Here is a 16,537-nt window from a genome sequence, read left to right on the forward strand (position 1 = left end):
AGAAATTTTAACAATTTTTTTCGCTAAAATTCCATGTATATTTGACCAACTCGCATTTTGGGGAATAATTGCTTTAGCTGTTGTTGGCGTAGTCACTGCCATTGCACTACTGGGCTTTATTTTACCGATTGTAATTTCCTTATTACCTTTTTCATCCTTATTTTTTTAGCTGTATCTTTATATCGATTCTTCAATTATTCATACAACTTCAAATAAAATAACGTTCACAAATGAAAGCTTTGGTTTTTATAGCGGAATATTGTCTATGCAGCCTTTTATGCAATTTCTTTAACAGTCAGTAACAGTAACGGTTGGATAGTTTTTGGGGCATTGTAGAAGCCCTCTCTTTCACTCTAACTCTCCGTATAATATTTTCGTAAACTCTCCTGAAACATTTCTTCAAGTTGCCCTTCTTTAATTCCCAAAAGATACGCTTCTATCAATATTTGTTCCACACTCATAGAAAGTTGTTGAAGTGAAATAGTCTTTGCCTTGCTAGAATCTACACTAACGACTGCTCTAGAATGAGGTTTAATGGTAATAATACCCTTTTTCTGAAGCTCTTTGTAGCTTTTATGAACTGTATGCAGATTAAGGTTGGTTTGTGCCGCTAGCTGACGAATAGAAGGCAAATGGTCTCCCTTTTTTAAAATTCCTGTCGTTATGGATAAAAGCAGCTGCTGTGTGAGTTGCTGATAATAGGGAATTTTGCTTTTACGATTTACTTTTACATTCATTTGCCGAGGATTTCCTTCATATTAAAATTTCTTTTTAGCAATAAAATGATGCATGATAACCACCATGAATAGTACAAGTATTATTGTGACAACAAAATTAAAGCCATACCATGTTGCTACGTCACCTGTCATTAATATCGTAGTCGCATACAAGCTATTACTAGCTGGATTAATAACATCTAAAATTGGATGTAAGCCAGCACAAAAACGACAAATGAATAAAACACTAATACTGATTAAAGCAATAAATGGTGAACTGTTAAAAAAGGTACTGATCATGGCAACAAATGTAATAACAAACAACAGCCAAATACAATAAAATGCTAAAGCCATTAATGCACGCGTTATCGGTACAGAGGTAAATAAATAAGATGTATAGCCAAAGGACATTGCATAGCCAATCGTAATACATAAAACAGCTAAAACATAATGAGTAAGGATTTTACTACCCAGGTAGGAGGAGATAGATACAGGCCTTGTGAGAATGAATGCCATCATTCCATTGGCTTTTTCTCCTTGAATAATACCCATCGTTGCAATGGCAAGTATGATTATACCTAATTGATCAAATTGCGAATTAAGGGTTGAGGCAAGCACTTCTTGTCCCTCTGGCTTTGTCAATGTTGGATCAATCATAATCCCTTCAATACCACCCATTGATTGTAAAATAGCAGGCAAGAAATACATCATGATTGGCTGAGTTAGACCTAGTAGAATATATACAATGGGTAGCCAAATGACCTTATACTCCTTTGTCATTTGATTCATTTCTTTTTTACTTAATGCTATAAATGTATTCACTCCCGCTACACCACCAATTCTAAAAATATTTCTTCTAAGCTTTCTTGAACGCCAAGATTAAACTTTGTAAATATCACGTTAGAATCCAATCCGTACTGTAGTAATCGATGGGCATCCGCTTCCAACTGATTGACATATACTTTAAAGCCATCACCACAACCTTCGATTTTCTTTACATACGGTAACTGTTCAATCGTTTTTAGCCACTTAACATCTTTCTTTTGAATCATTATAAAGATAGCTGAGTCTTGGTAGCGATTCAGTAACTCTAATTTTGTCGCATCTTCTATTTTGTAACCATTTTTAATGACCACAAAGCGCTCACAAACCTCCTCCGCATCGCCTAATATATGTGTAGAGAGTAATATGGTCGTTTCTTTTTTGATGTGTTTTAATAAATTCAACACCTCACGTCTACCAATTGGATCTAGTGCTGATACCGGTTCATCCATAATTATTAAAGCTGGCTTGTGTAATAAAGCTTGTGCGATGCCAAGACGCTGTTTCATACCTCCAGAAAATGTTCCGACATGAACATGCGCTTCTTTCCCTAAGCCCACCTTTTCTAAAAGAATTGGAATGTCCTTTTGTAATTGTTTTTTTGATATGCCAGAAAGTGTCCCCATAAAGGATAGCGTTTCAAATGCTGTCATCCACGAGAAGAAATTAGGGTACTGTGGTAAATAACCAATTTGATTTTTCATCTTTGAAATTTTTTGTCCATCAAGCACGATGTTTCCTTCATCTGCATAAAGAATGTCAGCAATGATTTGAATTAATGTGGATTTCCCTGCTCCATTTGATCCAATAAGCCCTACACATTCATTCGTATCTATAATTAATGAAAAATTATTCACGGCAGTTTTATATTTAAATTTTTTTGTAATATTATTAATTTCTAAGCGCATGTTTATTTACATCCTTTCTACCTATTACAAAATATAGAACCGAACCAATTGTATTGAAGAACAAAATAATAATTGCCCACATTAGTATATTTTCTCTCGTTTCTCGGTGCCGATATAGATCGACAAGTGCAACAACGATAAGTAAAAAACCTACGAATAAAAAAGGTAAAAGGATTGGTAGTATGCTTGCCCAATCCATTTGACCTAAGTCTTCAAAACCATAGTGTAATTTCATAAATTTATAGCCCACCATTCATTATCATTATCAATAATGATAACATAAGCGTAAAAAAATTACATTACCTTTTTACTGTACACCCCCAAAAAAAACCTATAATATATTTTTTGATAATGTTCTCAATTTGAGAACATTCGAATGCTTTCCTTGATACCATCTCATTCATTTATTAGGAGGATCGGTTTATGCGCAATAAAGCAGAGGTATTAATGCACCCTGTGAGAATGAAAATTTTACAAGCTCTAATGCACAATAAAGAAGAAGGCTTAAGCACTTTGGAGATGATTTCAGTCATTAAGGATGTACCGCAAGCTACTTTATATCGACATATCCAAATTTTAGTGGACGAAAACGTCATAAAAATTGTGAAGGAGCGAAAAGTACGTTCTGTTACAGAGAAGTTCTATGCATTAAATGAAGGGGCAGCAAAACTTAGTAAGGAGGAGTGGACACAGCTCAAAACCAAGCAAAAATTAAATTACATTTCCTACTATCAATTAGCGCTACTATCTCAATATCAAAATTATTTACATTCACTTGATGAAAAAGAAAGTACCGCAGATTTAGCTACTTTTTCTTTTATTGACTTGACGTTATCAGTTGATCAATTCAAGAATTTTGATGATGAATTAAACGCTTTATTAACTAAATACTATAATATGGCCGACTCAAGTAAAGGTTCGGAGACTAAAACAATTGCTATAAATATTATTCCAAAACCTTAAGTAATATTTTACGTAAAGAAATGGAGAAGATTTATGAAAAAAGGAAAGTCACTAGAAAACACACGAAAATTCATTATGATTATTATTGGGGCAGTTATTGCTGCTTACGGGCTAGAGGCTGTATTGATTCCAAATGCTGTTATTGATGGTGGTGTAACAGGTCTCAGTATTATGGGAGCTCACCTATTTGAAATTCCATTAGGCTTACTGCTCTTTGTACTAAATATCCCATTCGTCTATATCGGTTATAAGCAGGTTGGAAAAACCTTTGCCTTAATGAGTAGTGCTGGTATCGCAGCATTATCCATTTCCACGGTTCTTTTACATGATGTTAAAACCATTTTAGGACCGAATGATCCCTTACTAATTGTCTTATCTGGTGGTATGCTGCTTGGTGTAGGTATTGGGATTGTCTTACGTAACGGTGGCGCTTTAGATGGTTCGGAGGTTTTAGCCGTATTACTATCACGTAAAATTCCATTTTCAGTCGGCGATATTATCTTATTTATCAACGCCTTTATTTTCTTAGGGGCAAGCTTTATCTTTGGCTTAGAGAGCGCTTTATACTCAGCGTTAACATATTATATTGCGAAAAATGTTATCGATATTATCCAGGTTGGTTTAGAGAAATCAAAAGAAGTCCGTGTAGTTAGTGCAAAATCTGAGGAGATTGGGGACGCAATCCAAGCTCGTCTCGGACGTGGTGTTACCTATACACATGGACGTGGTGGCTTCTCCAATGAACCAACTGAAATTTTAAACTGTGTCATTAACCGTATGGAAGAAAACAAGCTAGTTTCTATTATTAAAGATATTGATGAAGGTGCCTTTGTTGTGATTTCTGATGTTTCAGAAGTTCGTGGCGGTAACTTTAAGAAAAGAGATATCCATTAAAGTAAAAGTAAGTAAGACGCAACCATGTCTTACTTACTTTTTTCATTTTAAGAGAAACTATTCATACTCGTACTTTACTCCACCTCATAAACTCAACGCCCCTATGATTACGACTATTACAGCACCAACTAATGAATATGGATAGCTATTGGTTTCAAGGCTTTATCCCCTACATTTACGATTCTATCCGTCACTTTCAAGGCTTTATCCACCATTTTGGATGTCTTATCCATCCCATTGAACGCCAATTAAAAAGCTATTCAGTAGTTTTCACGCTACTGAACAGCTCCATTTTAGGAAATAACAGTTTCCGCTATATTGGATGCATGATCTCCGATTCTTTCCAAATTACTGACGATATCTGCAAATACAATGCCTGCTGAACCTGAGCATACGCCTTCATTTAATCGCTTAATATGCAATTTACGTAAACGTCTCTCCATATTATCTATTTCATTTTCTTTTTCAACCACTTGCTGTGCTAAAGATCGATCTTGTTTGTCGAGAGATTCGATAGCCATTTTTACAGTCGCTAATGTAAAAATGAACATATCTTCTAACTCTTTCAGCGCTTGATCGCTTAAGCGGACGCGATTACTATCTTTGTATTGTAGAAGCTCGATAATATTTTCTACATGGTCACCAATTCGCTCGATATCACGAATATTGTCAAACAAAGCATGATGCAGCTGAGAATCATGGTTCGATAGAGATTGCTTTGATAGCTCTATTAAATATTCTGTAGATTGACGATCTAAGTTATTGATAGCTTCTTCCAATTGTTCGACCTTGCCTACCAATTTTGTGTCAGCTGTTTTTAAAATCGTTAACGTTTCTTCTAATCCTAGAATACTATATTCCCCCATACGCACGACTTCCATTTTTGCTTGGCCTAGTGCAATTGAAGGTGACTTAACAATTAAATTTTTATCCAAAAATTTTGGTTTATATTCGATGACTGAATCTTCACCAGGAATTAATTTTGTTACGACATATGCCCAAACGCCAATAAACGGCAGTTGAACGAGCGTATTAATGACATTAAAAGTTCCATGAGCAAAGGCTATTTGCATTTTTGGTTCTAAATTAAGCAATCCAGCAATCCATTCTACGTAGTTCGTAAATAAGCCAAGTATCAGCATAAAGATAATCGTACCCACTACGTTAAATAGTAAATGAGTGGCAGCAGCTCTTTTTGCTGCTATAGAAGCACCTAAGGCAGCTAAGATAGCAGTAATGGTTGTTCCAATATTATCACCAAACAAAACAGGTAATGCTCCGTGTAAAGAAATTAAATCTTCAGCATAAAGTCCTTGTAAAATACCAACTGTAGCAGAGGAAGATTGAACAATTAAAGTGAATATTGTACCTACTAATACACCTAAAATCGGTACATCGGACATTTGGATAGTCAAATCTATAAATGGCTGCCAATCTCGAAGAGGCTTCATCCCACCACTCATGAGCTCTAAACCAATAAATAAACCAGCAAACCCGAAAAGTACTTGTCCAATATTTTGAATGATACTTTTCTTAAAGAAAAATAAGCAAATGGCACCCACTGCCATAATGGGATATGCATATGCACCTACGTCAATCCCTATTATAAAGGCAGTAATAGTTGTACCAATATTGGCACCCATAATAACGCCGATTGCTTGGCGCAATTTCATAAGTCCAGCACTTACTAGTCCTACTGTAATAACAGTGGTTCCTGAACTGGACTGTATAAGAACCGTAACAATAATACCCACTAGTACACCCATTAATGGGTTTGTAGTAAATTTATCTAAAATATCTCGTAGACGGTCACCAGCAGCCTTCTGTAAACCATCTCCCATAAATTTAATAGCAAAAAGAAATAAGCCTAACCCTCCAAGAAATTGGAAAATCATCTCCTGTATATTGATATCCAATCTATTCAACCCTTTCCTTGTTGTCAGACTTTATTATTAATAGTTTTAAGCTTTCTGTACATATCATTTACAATGGATTAAATAAATGTTTACACTACCTTTACAATTAGTCCAAAAAACGGACATAATCAAACAAAATTCAACAAAAAGCAAACAAAAAAACATGAGAAAATCACTGTTAAGATTTCCACATGTTTTCTTTTGACGACTGAGGAATTTTCCTTTAGGCTTGAAATAGACATAGAAGGGGGCTTTTTATGGATATTTTTATTGCCAGTAACCGTCAACTACCCATCCGTTATTATGTACAAGAAGCTGTTTGGATTCGCCGCGGTGGTAGTACCAAGCTTCCTGATTTAACATTGCCATTTTTCGTTGAAGTGGAAATTAACAGTCACTACAACCTTTCAATCATTAGAGATTATATTACTGATTTTCAAAAGCAATACAAACAGACAGAAATTCAAATATTAATTAAAAACACTGCTTTCTTAGCTGCCATGCAGGATATGCTTGCCAGCCATGAACAACCACATCATGCTATAACCATTTATCCACTTTGGACAAATTAGTTACGCCGTAAAGGGCAGTGAGATAATAAGGTACAATGTTTCGTTCTTGTATTTTGCGTGAATTGTTCCTCCGTGAAGCTCCACGATGCTTTTGGCAATCGCTAGTCCAAGCCCCGAGCCCTCCATTACATTTGTTCTTGATGGATCCTTTTTATAAAACCTTTCAAATAAACGGTGTTCTTAGGTCATGAGAAACGTTTGTAATGAGGTCATTCTTTTGCTGCTCAACTTTTCTTTCCATGACAATACTGGTCATAATTTCTTCTGACATTTGATTAATGTTATGGGTTAATAACGCAATTTCATCCTGGCCTGGACGCTTCATGACCGTGTATGCAATGATTTCGCCATTACATAAATCAAGGACGGGTGATAAATAACGTTTCTCACCAAATAGATGGAACTCTGTCACGTCTGTTACCCATTTCTCGTTCATTTTTTTCGCTGTAAAATCGCGTTGTAATATGTTTGGGACAATTTTTCCGACGTTACCTTTATACGAACGATATTTCTTCATGCGGACTTTACACTTTATGCCAATGGCATTCAGATAGATGGACTGAATTGCGACTTTCACATCAGCGTATTTATCATGACGATTCAAACGCTTCTCTCAGTAATAATACGTACTACATGGAATATCAGCAACTTTGTTTAATTCCACTACTTCATAGATTTCCTTTAGTTCATAAATTACTTGCGCTTTGATTTGATTGGTAATTTTTCTTGCATTTGAACTAAAGTATTCAACTTTTTTAAGTACGCATTCTCCATTTCTAATTGTTTAATTCGTGCTTCTAACGCCTCAACAGATCCTTCAGCTGGTGTTGATTTCGTTGTTCTTTTTGTCTCTTTTTTCATAGATGGATGCCCCTTTTTCTTAGAAACAAGGGCATCATAACCACCAACTTCAAACTTCAACTTCCAATTCCGAATCATGCCAGAAGATGAAATATTGAATAGTGCAGCTGTGTCTCTCGAAGATGTACCTGTCTCGTTCATATAATTAAGTACATTCATTTTATAGTCAGCTGAATAGTTTGTATAGGACGTTAAGAAAGTCTCTACGCCATTTTTTTGATAACGGCGAACCCATTCGCTGACAACCTGAGCTATCACACCGATATCTTTCGCAATTTCGATCAAAGGTTCATTTCCATTTAAATATCGTTGAACTGCTGGAATACGTTGTTCAACACTTACTTTTGCCATAAAAAAAACCCCCGTAAAAGTTAGATTGATGTCTAACTTTTACGGGGCAGTTCAATGAGACCCTGTTTTTTAAAAATTTTGTTTAATAGTGATTCATGACATTGTTTAACTATAAATTACATAATTATTGATAGGTCTCTTTTGATAATCCTTTTAATTTTTTCCATCCTGTCATTAAAATTACTAACAGAAAGAGACCGACATCATTGCTAGGCAAGTCTTTAATCATATTAATTATCTTTTGAATTTAGTTTTTAGTTACTAATACTTGATCCGCTTTAACCCATTCTGCACCTAAATTGTACCAACCATCTTTGGCGGCATGTACTTTATAAGTTCCTGGTGCTAATTGACGTTTAAACGCTCCATTAGGAGTGCTATACGTATTAATAGTAGATGTAATAGTTGCATGGTGATTAGCAATAGTTCCGTAAGCATGGTGAACATAACCAGACCCTACATTATAGAATAGAGTTCCATCAGCTGCATACTCTCTTTGACCATACACTTTGTATTTTCCACCAGCTTCAAGTTGACCGATAATTTCATAGCCAACATTTTTGAACACATTTGCCTTCTGAGTAATTGTAATCGTTGCCCAAGTTCCATCATACGTATGGTAGCTAACTGTTGGCTTGTCCCCGTTTAAATAAGGCATAGGATCTACGGCCTCTGATTGAGACACTCGTGCTTTTTCATATATTTCAAAATGCACGTGTTGACCAGTTGAACTCCCACTGTTCCCCATAACACCAATTTTATCACCTTGATTGACAGTTTGACCAACAGAGACACTAATAGATTGTAAATGAGCATAAAGTGTATCATATGTTTTCCCATCAATACTGTGTCGAACTATTACATAGTTTCCATAACCGCCATTACATGTATTACCGATAGAGCCATTATTTGAACAACCACCAACGGCTTTGTTAATCACACCCGCAGAGGAAGCATGTACTGGTACATTGGAGCTACTATTTGCGATATCAACTCCATAATGCATTGAACCACTTCTCATGCCATAAAGGCTTGTATAAATACCTTCAGCTGGTTTTATAAATACCTGTTTCATCAAACATTCTCCTTTTTTGAACTTCCTATATTTTAGTAGTATTAGATTGAATAATATATTGATATTTTTTAAGTAATAATTAAGTAATACCAAAGATAAATACTGAAAATAATACCGATTTAATAGAAAAAGCCCATTACCAATTAAGCTAATGGGCTTAAATTTTTAAATAAATTCTTTCGTCAATAACTTAGTGATTCTTTCTGTTAATTAAGTGTTGTTATTCCATTATTCATGGCACCAGCTAAGCCCTGAAGTACTCGAGATGCCCCAGCATTTGCTTTGAAACCAACATGAGCTGACGCAACATAATATGGGCTAGCTAAAGATGTTCCTGACTTCGCTTTAATTGCATTCCCGATAGTCGTATTAACCAAAGTATGATCTCCATTCCAAGTCATTGAATAGAGATAAGAAGTTACAGAAATTGGATCGTAAGCATCTTGATAAGCAAGATTTAAAAAGAGACCTGAACTTGTAGGCGTATCTTTACCAAATACACCTTCTAAATAGTTCGACACTACTTGCGGAGGTTTTTGATAGTCATACCAATCTTTAGCCACCTTTAGCCACCCATTATCTTCACTTGCACCTAATGCAACAAATTTAGGTCCACCTAATTCAAAAGCTTGATTAGAATAAGCTGTGTATGTTTTATAATAATTGGCTAATTCTGTAGCGACTGATGAACATACATGAGTAGGTAAAGCAACTACTTTCCTTAATTGTGGAGCTGTGGCGGATAAACGTAGCTCTGCACAACGGTAGGCTCTCGCTGCAAAATTAAGCCCCATTACGATAAGTGAATTATATCCAGCCGCTGGGAAGTAACCTCTTACTTGAGCATATGAACCATAGGCAATACTGTCTTTGTAAATACCACCACCTATAGGTAAACACAATTCAGTTAGACCATTATTCAATCGGGTATTACCAAATTTAGTACGTAAATTAATGGCTAAAGTGTTAAAGAAAGCATTAAAATCAGTGTAAATAGTATTCCCGGCCCCTTTAATAGCCGTATGAATAAAGAACTTAGCTCCTAATTGAACAATCATTCCATTTAACGCAAAACAAGCATGGTTTGTACCATTGAAATGAGTGTGATTTGAGACAACAGTCCGATAATCCTTATCCAATTTTCCTTCTTTTAAACGTATAGCCAGTGCATTTTCTAAGAGATTAGGTTTTAAGTATGTGTTCAAATAAGTTAGTAATTGTGTTCTTGTTACAACTGTTGTACCAGCTCGATCGTAATCAAATCCTCCATCATTTGCTAAAGCGTATGCTGAATAAAGACCCATAGGACCTAATCCACCAGCTAGTCCATCTCCTTTATAATTCACAATATTAGACGCATATCTATTTAAGATGCGATGAATACGTGCCAATATGTTTGTTCGCACTGTAGATGTTGATGCATTTGGGTAAAGTGCAGTTAAAAAAAGTAACTGACTTCCCGCTCGTTGAATTTGTAATTCAGATGTTGGTGCTGGATTATTTTCAAAAATACCATGAAAATTTGCTCGATTATCAGCTCCTACAGGATCTGTTGGTAATCGACTAGCTCCTGTTCCCATTAAATTTGTAAAAATCTTCTCTGCTTCTGTTTTGACTGTAAATGCCAAAGTTATCATCCCCTTATGTTTTAATAAAAAGCTCCCTTTTAAGAACATTTGTTCTTATTTTTATCATAGAACAAATGTTCTTATTTTACAAGGTAATTTATACATTTAAAGTTAAATAAAAGAAAAAATACGATTGCAGCAACTTGTATATAGGAATTTCATAATAAAAAACAAAAAACCTAGGCTCAAAATTTGAGACCCGGTCTTTTTAAATTCTTACTAGATAGTTTGATTGTTTTAGAATTGGGTTCTTGTAATTCCAATGTTGCAATTTCTTATCCTCATTAAACCATTCACTGTTGTTTTCAACCCAATTATTTCGAAATTCTTCATATGATATACAGTCTCTCATCGAATCCAAATTGGAAACCACAACACCTCATATTTCAAAAATAAGAATTCATACGCCCTTTTGCAATTAGGGTAACAGGCTTCTGCTATTAAGTGCTCCGTTGTGTAATGATGATTTTTAATCCTTCAAAATCTCCGCCAGTTAATGTACCCGCATCGAATTTATCTAGCCACGATTTGTCTATTAATTTCTTGTCTACGGTTTGTTTGATTAAATCACGTACTGCAGCTTTTGTTGTCTCATTTGTAAATTTCATACACCCATCATCCTTTTCAATTTGTTGTGGTAAATCCATACCATTCAAAATATCGTTTTTAAATTGACCCTCTGATATCCCCATGATCATCAAATATGAAAATGGATCTCGATGTGTCGTACCTTTTAAATGATCTGTGATCCAGCGGTGTGACTTTATACCATTGCCACTACCATCAAGTATAGTAGGGATTCCAGCATCTTTTGCAAGCTCTCTTAATAGCCAAACATAAGCCGCGTAATCTTTTTCAAACTGTTCCTTATTATTGGTTCGAGCTAGTTCTACTTGGGCAAAGCTAAATGGATTCCCTTTAGGCCCACAACCATATTGCACGCGATTCACGGGGGCAATTTGTACAATACGTCCTCCACCTCCTACCCAATGGGAAGTGAAGGCATTTGCTTTATTACGATTCATAAAGGTTATTTCATTTTCTAGAGCGTTCGGGCCACAATTATTTGCATTGCCCGATTCATGGGCAATGACGTATTTGACTGCAGTTAAAGCATAGTTTGGTAGTCCTGACATGAATCGCTTTTCAATGACATAACTCATTTTCCATTACCCTCTTTATCTGAGTATTGTTTATATAATTGATTGCTAAAAACAGCAGCTCCACTTACAAGAACCCCTTGTACAATACTTTGCATAGTGAAACCCATCAAGCTGATTGTAAACGTAACCCCAACTACTAATAAAATATAGGGAATCAACCAATCTTGCATTTTAGGTGTATTCTTTAAAACCTGTCCTATAACCAATAAAACAGGCACTACAATTAGCGCCTGTTCAATAATATAATCATATAAAAATTCCATAGTATGATCCCCCTAGTAGGTTTTGATAACAAGTGTTAACAATCCTAAAATAACAGCGCCTATAATAGTTGTAGATACCCACCAAACGATTTTATCAATTTTGTTTAATCGATGGTGAGCATTTTTAGTACTCGCTAATGCTTCCTCTGCGATATCCTTAGCGTTATCCGCAGTTTGACGAATATCTCTAATATCATCAATTTTTGCCTCGATACCTCCAAGGCGTTCATAAATATTTCTGATTAATTCATCTCCCATGACATCAATCCTTTGCCCTATTTAAAATAAAAAGCCATATGAGAAGCATCGAGATTCACTAGTTCATCTCCATTGCTTTCATAGTTTAAAAAACACATAAAAAATAACGCTAGCTTATGCTGCGTTTACTTGTTTTCGCTATTAAGTAATGCTTGTACAGTTTCTCGCCATAACAACGGCACCTGATCGATTGTTCGCAAATTCATTTTAATTAAATCCCAATATAGTTTAGCCATTATTATAAGACCTCCTTAGTTGTTAATGTTTCAACTAGTTCAGCTAAAGCTAATTGATTCAGCATTTTATCATGCTGTTGTACTTCTGCTGATTCAGCTAACGCAATCTTTAATACTTGATTTTCAACTTTTAGTTCCTCATTTTCATGTCGTAAAAGATGTATCTGTTCAGATATAGGCATTTCGAATTTTGGATATTCAAATAGAACCTTTCCTGTCTTTAAATCAACCTTCCAACTATTTGCGATTTCAAAATCGCTGCGGTATTTACCATAAGGCAGCTGAATGAAGTTAACCGTGTCTGGCTTTCTTGCAGAAAGCACGGCAAACATAATGAAATCTTGTTCTTGTGTAGTCTCAACAGCACCTGGATTATGTTTCTCTGGAATTGTCAGAATAACTTCACCAGTTGCATTTTCATAATATACTTTAAATCCTATCATGTACGCCCCTCCTATTTGTATTTTTGTACTATACCTTGTACCGACGTTGATGTATGAGTCACACCATCGTACTCCCAGAACATTTTGAATTGGATGCTTGAAATATCGTTAACACCACTATATGCCAAAGTAGTGTTAACATGAACTGCACTAGCGGCACGGTTATATACCTCATCAATCACAGGTTTATCATATTCGTAATACGCTCTAAGATCTAGCCTAGTACCTGACAGAATTACTGAGAACCATGGGAACCATTGATTGTATCCCAATGGGAAATTGTATGTCCATGATCTACCATCTGACGAATTAACTATTATTTGAAGGTATCCATTGGTTCCATATCGTGGATTCGGATCTATGTGTCTATAATCCATTGTAGGATATGAGCCACCATTCATGTAATCCCTATCACCTGATCCAGATGGTCCATTATTAGGCATAAAGAGTGCAATGCGGTATCCACCAGTCATAGGAATTGTGTAAAAAGGTTGGGTTTTAGGAACATTAGTAACCGGGCTTAGATAGTACGAATCGTAGCCACTTAACTCCCCTTCATATGTTCCACTTACATTGAATATTGTTACGCCTTTCTTGATGTTTTGAGACATTAGATTTGTACTACCATGTACATACCCCGTGCCATCATGTACACCTTGAGTGATTGCTTGGTTCACTGTACTTGGTGTGATGATTTGTTTTCCTATTTCCACCTCACTCTCACCCTGTAAGATAAAAGCCCCTGCACGATAGCGAACAGTATACACACCATTAGCCTTTGCATTACTAAACGCTGTGCCATTCGCTTTTTTTAGAGGAATGGCACCTAATCCATTTATATTTAATGTCATTGCTGCTGTACTGTTTGCATTAACTGGAAATGATACAGCTAGACCATTTTTGTAGCTTTCAATGTCAGGAACATTTGCAGTTAAGGCGTTCGCTGTGCCTCCTACTGTTTCCAACCATTTGACTGAATCAGTAGGGCTGACAGTTGGGATGGTATCCTCAATACGTTTCATCTCCGTATCAATCTTATCAAGATTGGCGTTAACCACATTTACATTATAAAACTCATCTTCATTATCCTTTTTAAAACCATAATTAACAGTGTCAGTAGACATTACGATAACACTTCCTCTCTCAGTTGTTTATGTGTATAGGCGGCCAATTGAGCGTGTGTAAAGCGCGCCAGTGCACTATGTTGGATGTATCTAATTTCCACATACACCAACATGTTTTGTGGAGTTACTCGCTCTAGTAATACCTCTACAATTTCAAATTCTCGAGACACGGTTAACTCCAGCTTTACACGTACCCACTTTTCAGATGTACTGCGAGTAAGCTCGTACTTTCCCTCCCCTAGTAAGCTATCAAGTAGCTGTTTCAGAACGGGAAAACTATACGGTGCTTGTTCTTGATATCGTGATAAAATGCGAAAACGACGTGTTTCAAGTGTTTCTGATTCATTAGTAATTAAACCAAGCATTCTCTCATAACGATGGGCACCACTTTCATCTAGGGCAAGGATAAATTGATTATTAAATAACGATTCCGTTAGTTCCCATACTCGCTCTAATGATGGATTTTCAAGTGATGCAATCTTTTGAAGTTCCTTGATTTCGTGAAGGATAGGAGGGAGGTAGCTTAAAACATCCACTTTTCTAGCCACTTATAGTCCCCCTCTTTGGTATTGCTTCTTTATCAAGTTCCAGGTTGCTTGCCTTACCATTTAATATTGTGTTAGCTATATCGATGACTCCATTAATACCAAGAATACGTGTTTCAATTTGGCTTATACGAATAATCAGCCCTGCTTCATCTTCTTGTTTTGTAACTGCCGACGCCCAAAGTTCTGCGAGCTCCTTAAAGTATCCATCAATTACCTCTTGGATAGCATTCTCTACATCCTCAAAAAACCAACCAGATTGCAGGGTAATTGTTGATATGATATTTACTGTTGTTTCATTGACAGCCGAAATAGTAACGTTGTGATCAATAGGAGCAAGGCCAACTCCGTCACCTTGCGCATCTAATGGATCCATCAACTGTTGTACTAACCCCACTAATTCATTGGATGGTTTCGAAAAAGTAGAGTCAATAATCGTAACGCCAACAGTGCCACCTCCATATTTTGCTCGGTAGATACGTGCACCTCCAACCCCTGGTATATTTCCAACTCGCTCTTTGTAATCGGCGCGGTTCCCTCCAAACGAAATACTTTCAAAGCTATTGAAATAACGCGATCTAAAAGCTTCTGTATCTTCTTCGTTCTCTCCTGGAATTAACAAATCCGTTAACTGTGCTGTCTCAAGACCTGCAATGTAATCAATCGGTATTAGTTGTCCTGTCTCAAAATTTCCAATCTCACCTACGGTTTCACACTCCAGCTTAAAAATACCTTTTTCGATTTTTTCAAGGACTACGTAGTTGCATTCTTCCTGCGAAAAACGTGCACCTAAGGGAACATCGATATTGAATACTCCTTTGCGTATAGCTTTCGTTGCAGGCGTTGGACTAAGTCCCCGTTCAGCTGCCCGCCTTATTAAATTCTGTCGTGAGGCCGTATCTGCGAACATTTGATTTTCGTAGTTTAGCAATGTAAAAAGAATTTGAGCTGTCTCGGCAGTATTGGCTGCTGTTGCCTGATAAATCAACGATGTCTCTCGTTTATCCTGTGCTGGTACATTAGAAAGTTTCTGAACTAATAAATCCTCATAGGAAGTATTTAAATCAAAAATTGCTACCATTAATAATCCACCTCTTTCTCTGCAGTGATTTCACCAAAAATGGTGTGGGCTACGTATTGAACGTGCACTTTATTTTTAGTGGTTGTTACTTCAAAAGAATCGACATTCGTAATGCGGTCATCTTGTAATAAAGCCTCTTGAATGCGTTGTTTTACTTCGCTGGCAACATATACTGTTGGTTGGCCAATTAAATCATTGGTTTCAAAACCTGTGTTCCAACTATAAATTAAATGATCGTAACGCTCGATATTAAGCATAAAAAAAATCGCTTGTTTCATGGCCTCTAGTTCATCAATGGTGCCATAACAGCGATCTAATTCGTTATTTATTTTAAATGTCTTAGAAGGTTCAATTTCTTCCTCAAAATCGAATGTCAGTCCATCGTTTATGGCCTGTGGAATCATCAAATCACCTCTTTGTCTATGATTAAGTATTGTTGACCACCGTGCACGCGGATCATCGTCACCTTGTCACCCGTATTTAAGCCGTTATAGATTTTATATATCTGCTCTGGTCCACCATCTACACCCATCTCTACTTCATAGTCCATTACAGCACGGGTGAGCTTCAATTGTTCTTCTTTTAAAGTCAATTTCTGATCAATTTGAACTTCTAGTGGATCTACTCTTAATACATTGCCATAAATAACCGTAGCGAGCTTTTGGGCATTCAGAACTCCCAACACAAGTTTTTGAATTTCTTTTAAAATATCCTCCAT

21 protein-coding genes and 1 pseudogene are annotated in these 16,537 nt (G+C 36.2%); 3 read left to right on the forward strand and 19 right to left on the reverse strand.

Annotation, left to right across the window (positions count from 1 at the left end; genetic code table 11):
* Nucleotides 1-353 precede the first annotated feature (353 nt).
* From ACOZBY_RS00935 to ACOZBY_RS00950, 4 genes are read right to left on the reverse strand one after another with little or no spacing between them, the layout of a single operon-like run.
* Complete coding sequence (locus ACOZBY_RS00935) at nt 354-737, reverse strand: GntR family transcriptional regulator (RefSeq protein ID WP_031419187.1); 384 nt, start codon at nt 735-737, stop codon at nt 354-356.
* A 21-nt stretch (nt 738-758) separates the two neighbouring features.
* Nucleotides 759-1,538: an ABC transporter permease gene (locus tag ACOZBY_RS00940; RefSeq protein WP_036215059.1), complete on the reverse strand. Its 780-nt coding sequence runs from the start codon at nt 1,536-1,538 to the stop codon at nt 759-761.
* A 5-nt stretch (nt 1,539-1,543) separates the two neighbouring features.
* A complete protein-coding gene (locus tag ACOZBY_RS00945) occupies nt 1,544-2,446 on the reverse strand; it encodes an ATP-binding cassette domain-containing protein (RefSeq protein ID WP_422761267.1) in 903 nt (300 codons plus the stop codon).
* Nucleotides 2,430-2,681 carry a PLD nuclease N-terminal domain-containing protein gene (locus ACOZBY_RS00950; protein ID WP_036161050.1) on the reverse strand — a complete coding sequence of 84 codons (252 nt, stop codon included), beginning with the start codon at nt 2,679-2,681 and terminating at the stop codon, nt 2,430-2,432. Before ACOZBY_RS00950 ends, ACOZBY_RS00945 begins: the two co-directional genes overlap by 17 nt.
* Before the next feature lie 188 nt (nt 2,682-2,869).
* Between ACOZBY_RS00950 and ACOZBY_RS00955 the strand changes: the two genes are divergently transcribed.
* Entirely contained in the window at nt 2,870-3,409 is a 540-nt protein-coding gene (locus ACOZBY_RS00955; RefSeq protein ID WP_012293495.1) for a transcriptional regulator, read from the forward strand.
* 33 nt (nt 3,410-3,442) lie between these two features.
* Entirely contained in the window at nt 3,443-4,303 is an 861-nt protein-coding gene (locus ACOZBY_RS00960) for a YitT family protein (protein WP_012293494.1), read from the forward strand.
* A gap of 293 nt (nt 4,304-4,596) precedes the next feature.
* Here the strand turns inward: ACOZBY_RS00960 and ACOZBY_RS00965 are convergent, their stop codons facing one another.
* Complete coding sequence (locus tag ACOZBY_RS00965) at nt 4,597-6,198, reverse strand: Na/Pi cotransporter family protein (protein WP_012293492.1); 1,602 nt, start codon at nt 6,196-6,198, stop codon at nt 4,597-4,599.
* A gap of 278 nt (nt 6,199-6,476) precedes the next feature.
* Here ACOZBY_RS00965 and ACOZBY_RS00970 point away from each other — a divergent pair, with 278 nt between their 5' ends.
* Nucleotides 6,477-6,791 (forward strand): hypothetical protein, encoded by a 315-nt coding sequence (locus tag ACOZBY_RS00970; RefSeq protein ID WP_012293491.1) that lies wholly within the window; start codon nt 6,477-6,479, stop codon nt 6,789-6,791.
* Here the strand turns inward: ACOZBY_RS00970 and ACOZBY_RS00975 are convergent.
* The 14 genes and pseudogenes from ACOZBY_RS00975 to ACOZBY_RS01040 form a co-directional block, all read right to left on the reverse strand.
* Nucleotides 6,792-7,308 (reverse strand): annotated as a pseudogene (locus ACOZBY_RS00975) (ATP-binding protein).
* A 176-nt stretch (nt 7,309-7,484) separates the two neighbouring features.
* Nucleotides 7,485-8,003 (reverse strand): helix-turn-helix domain-containing protein, encoded by a 519-nt coding sequence (locus ACOZBY_RS00980; protein ID WP_332289071.1) that lies wholly within the window; start codon nt 8,001-8,003, stop codon nt 7,485-7,487.
* A 247-nt stretch (nt 8,004-8,250) separates the two neighbouring features.
* A complete protein-coding gene (locus tag ACOZBY_RS00985; protein WP_422761269.1) occupies nt 8,251-9,078 on the reverse strand; it encodes a M23 family metallopeptidase in 828 nt (275 codons plus the stop codon).
* Between the two features lie 206 nt (nt 9,079-9,284).
* Nucleotides 9,285-10,706 (reverse strand): calcium-binding protein, encoded by a 1,422-nt coding sequence (locus ACOZBY_RS00990; protein ID WP_422761271.1) that lies wholly within the window; start codon nt 10,704-10,706, stop codon nt 9,285-9,287.
* 440 nt (nt 10,707-11,146) lie between these two features.
* On the reverse strand, nt 11,147-11,869 hold the full coding sequence (locus tag ACOZBY_RS00995) for a peptidoglycan recognition protein family protein (protein WP_422761273.1): 723 nt from the start codon (nt 11,867-11,869) through the stop codon (nt 11,147-11,149).
* Nucleotides 11,866-12,132, reverse strand: a complete 267-nt coding sequence (locus ACOZBY_RS01000; protein ID WP_325881229.1) for a phage holin family protein — start codon at nt 12,130-12,132, stop codon at nt 11,866-11,868. The genes ACOZBY_RS00995 and ACOZBY_RS01000 overlap by 4 nt, the downstream gene beginning before the upstream one ends.
* Nucleotides 12,133-12,144: 12 nt before the next feature.
* Nucleotides 12,145-12,390 carry a hemolysin XhlA family protein gene (locus ACOZBY_RS01005; protein WP_012293483.1) on the reverse strand — a complete coding sequence of 82 codons (246 nt, stop codon included), beginning with the start codon at nt 12,388-12,390 and terminating at the stop codon, nt 12,145-12,147.
* A 125-nt stretch (nt 12,391-12,515) separates the two neighbouring features.
* Nucleotides 12,516-12,626: a CD1375 family protein gene (locus ACOZBY_RS01010; protein WP_422761275.1), complete on the reverse strand. Its 111-nt coding sequence runs from the start codon at nt 12,624-12,626 to the stop codon at nt 12,516-12,518.
* 2 nt (nt 12,627-12,628) lie between these two features.
* Nucleotides 12,629-13,069 carry a hypothetical protein gene (locus ACOZBY_RS01015; RefSeq protein ID WP_422761277.1) on the reverse strand — a complete coding sequence of 147 codons (441 nt, stop codon included), beginning with the start codon at nt 13,067-13,069 and terminating at the stop codon, nt 12,629-12,631.
* An 11-nt stretch (nt 13,070-13,080) separates the two neighbouring features.
* The gene (locus ACOZBY_RS01020) at nt 13,081-14,193 is read right to left on the reverse strand and encodes a hypothetical protein (RefSeq protein WP_422761279.1); all 1,113 of its coding nucleotides are present in this window, start codon (nt 14,191-14,193) and stop codon (nt 13,081-13,083) included.
* Complete coding sequence (locus ACOZBY_RS01025) at nt 14,193-14,741, reverse strand: putative phage tail protein (protein ID WP_012293480.1); 549 nt, start codon at nt 14,739-14,741, stop codon at nt 14,193-14,195. Before ACOZBY_RS01025 ends, ACOZBY_RS01020 begins: the two co-directional genes overlap by 1 nt.
* Entirely contained in the window at nt 14,734-15,819 is a 1,086-nt protein-coding gene (locus tag ACOZBY_RS01030; RefSeq protein WP_012293479.1) for a baseplate J/gp47 family protein, read from the reverse strand. The genes ACOZBY_RS01025 and ACOZBY_RS01030 overlap by 8 nt, the downstream gene beginning before the upstream one ends.
* Nucleotides 15,819-16,223 carry a DUF2634 domain-containing protein gene (locus ACOZBY_RS01035; RefSeq protein WP_012293478.1) on the reverse strand — a complete coding sequence of 135 codons (405 nt, stop codon included), beginning with the start codon at nt 16,221-16,223 and terminating at the stop codon, nt 15,819-15,821. The genes ACOZBY_RS01030 and ACOZBY_RS01035 overlap by 1 nt, the downstream gene beginning before the upstream one ends.
* Nucleotides 16,223-16,537, reverse strand: a complete 315-nt coding sequence (locus ACOZBY_RS01040) for a DUF2577 domain-containing protein (protein WP_012293477.1) — start codon at nt 16,535-16,537, stop codon at nt 16,223-16,225. Before ACOZBY_RS01040 ends, ACOZBY_RS01035 begins: the two co-directional genes overlap by 1 nt.

It is taken from the genome of Lysinibacillus sp. NPDC056220, assembly GCF_049315265.1.
In the GTDB taxonomy this organism is placed as follows: Bacteria; Bacillota; Bacilli; order Bacillales_A; family Planococcaceae; genus Lysinibacillus; species Lysinibacillus pinottii.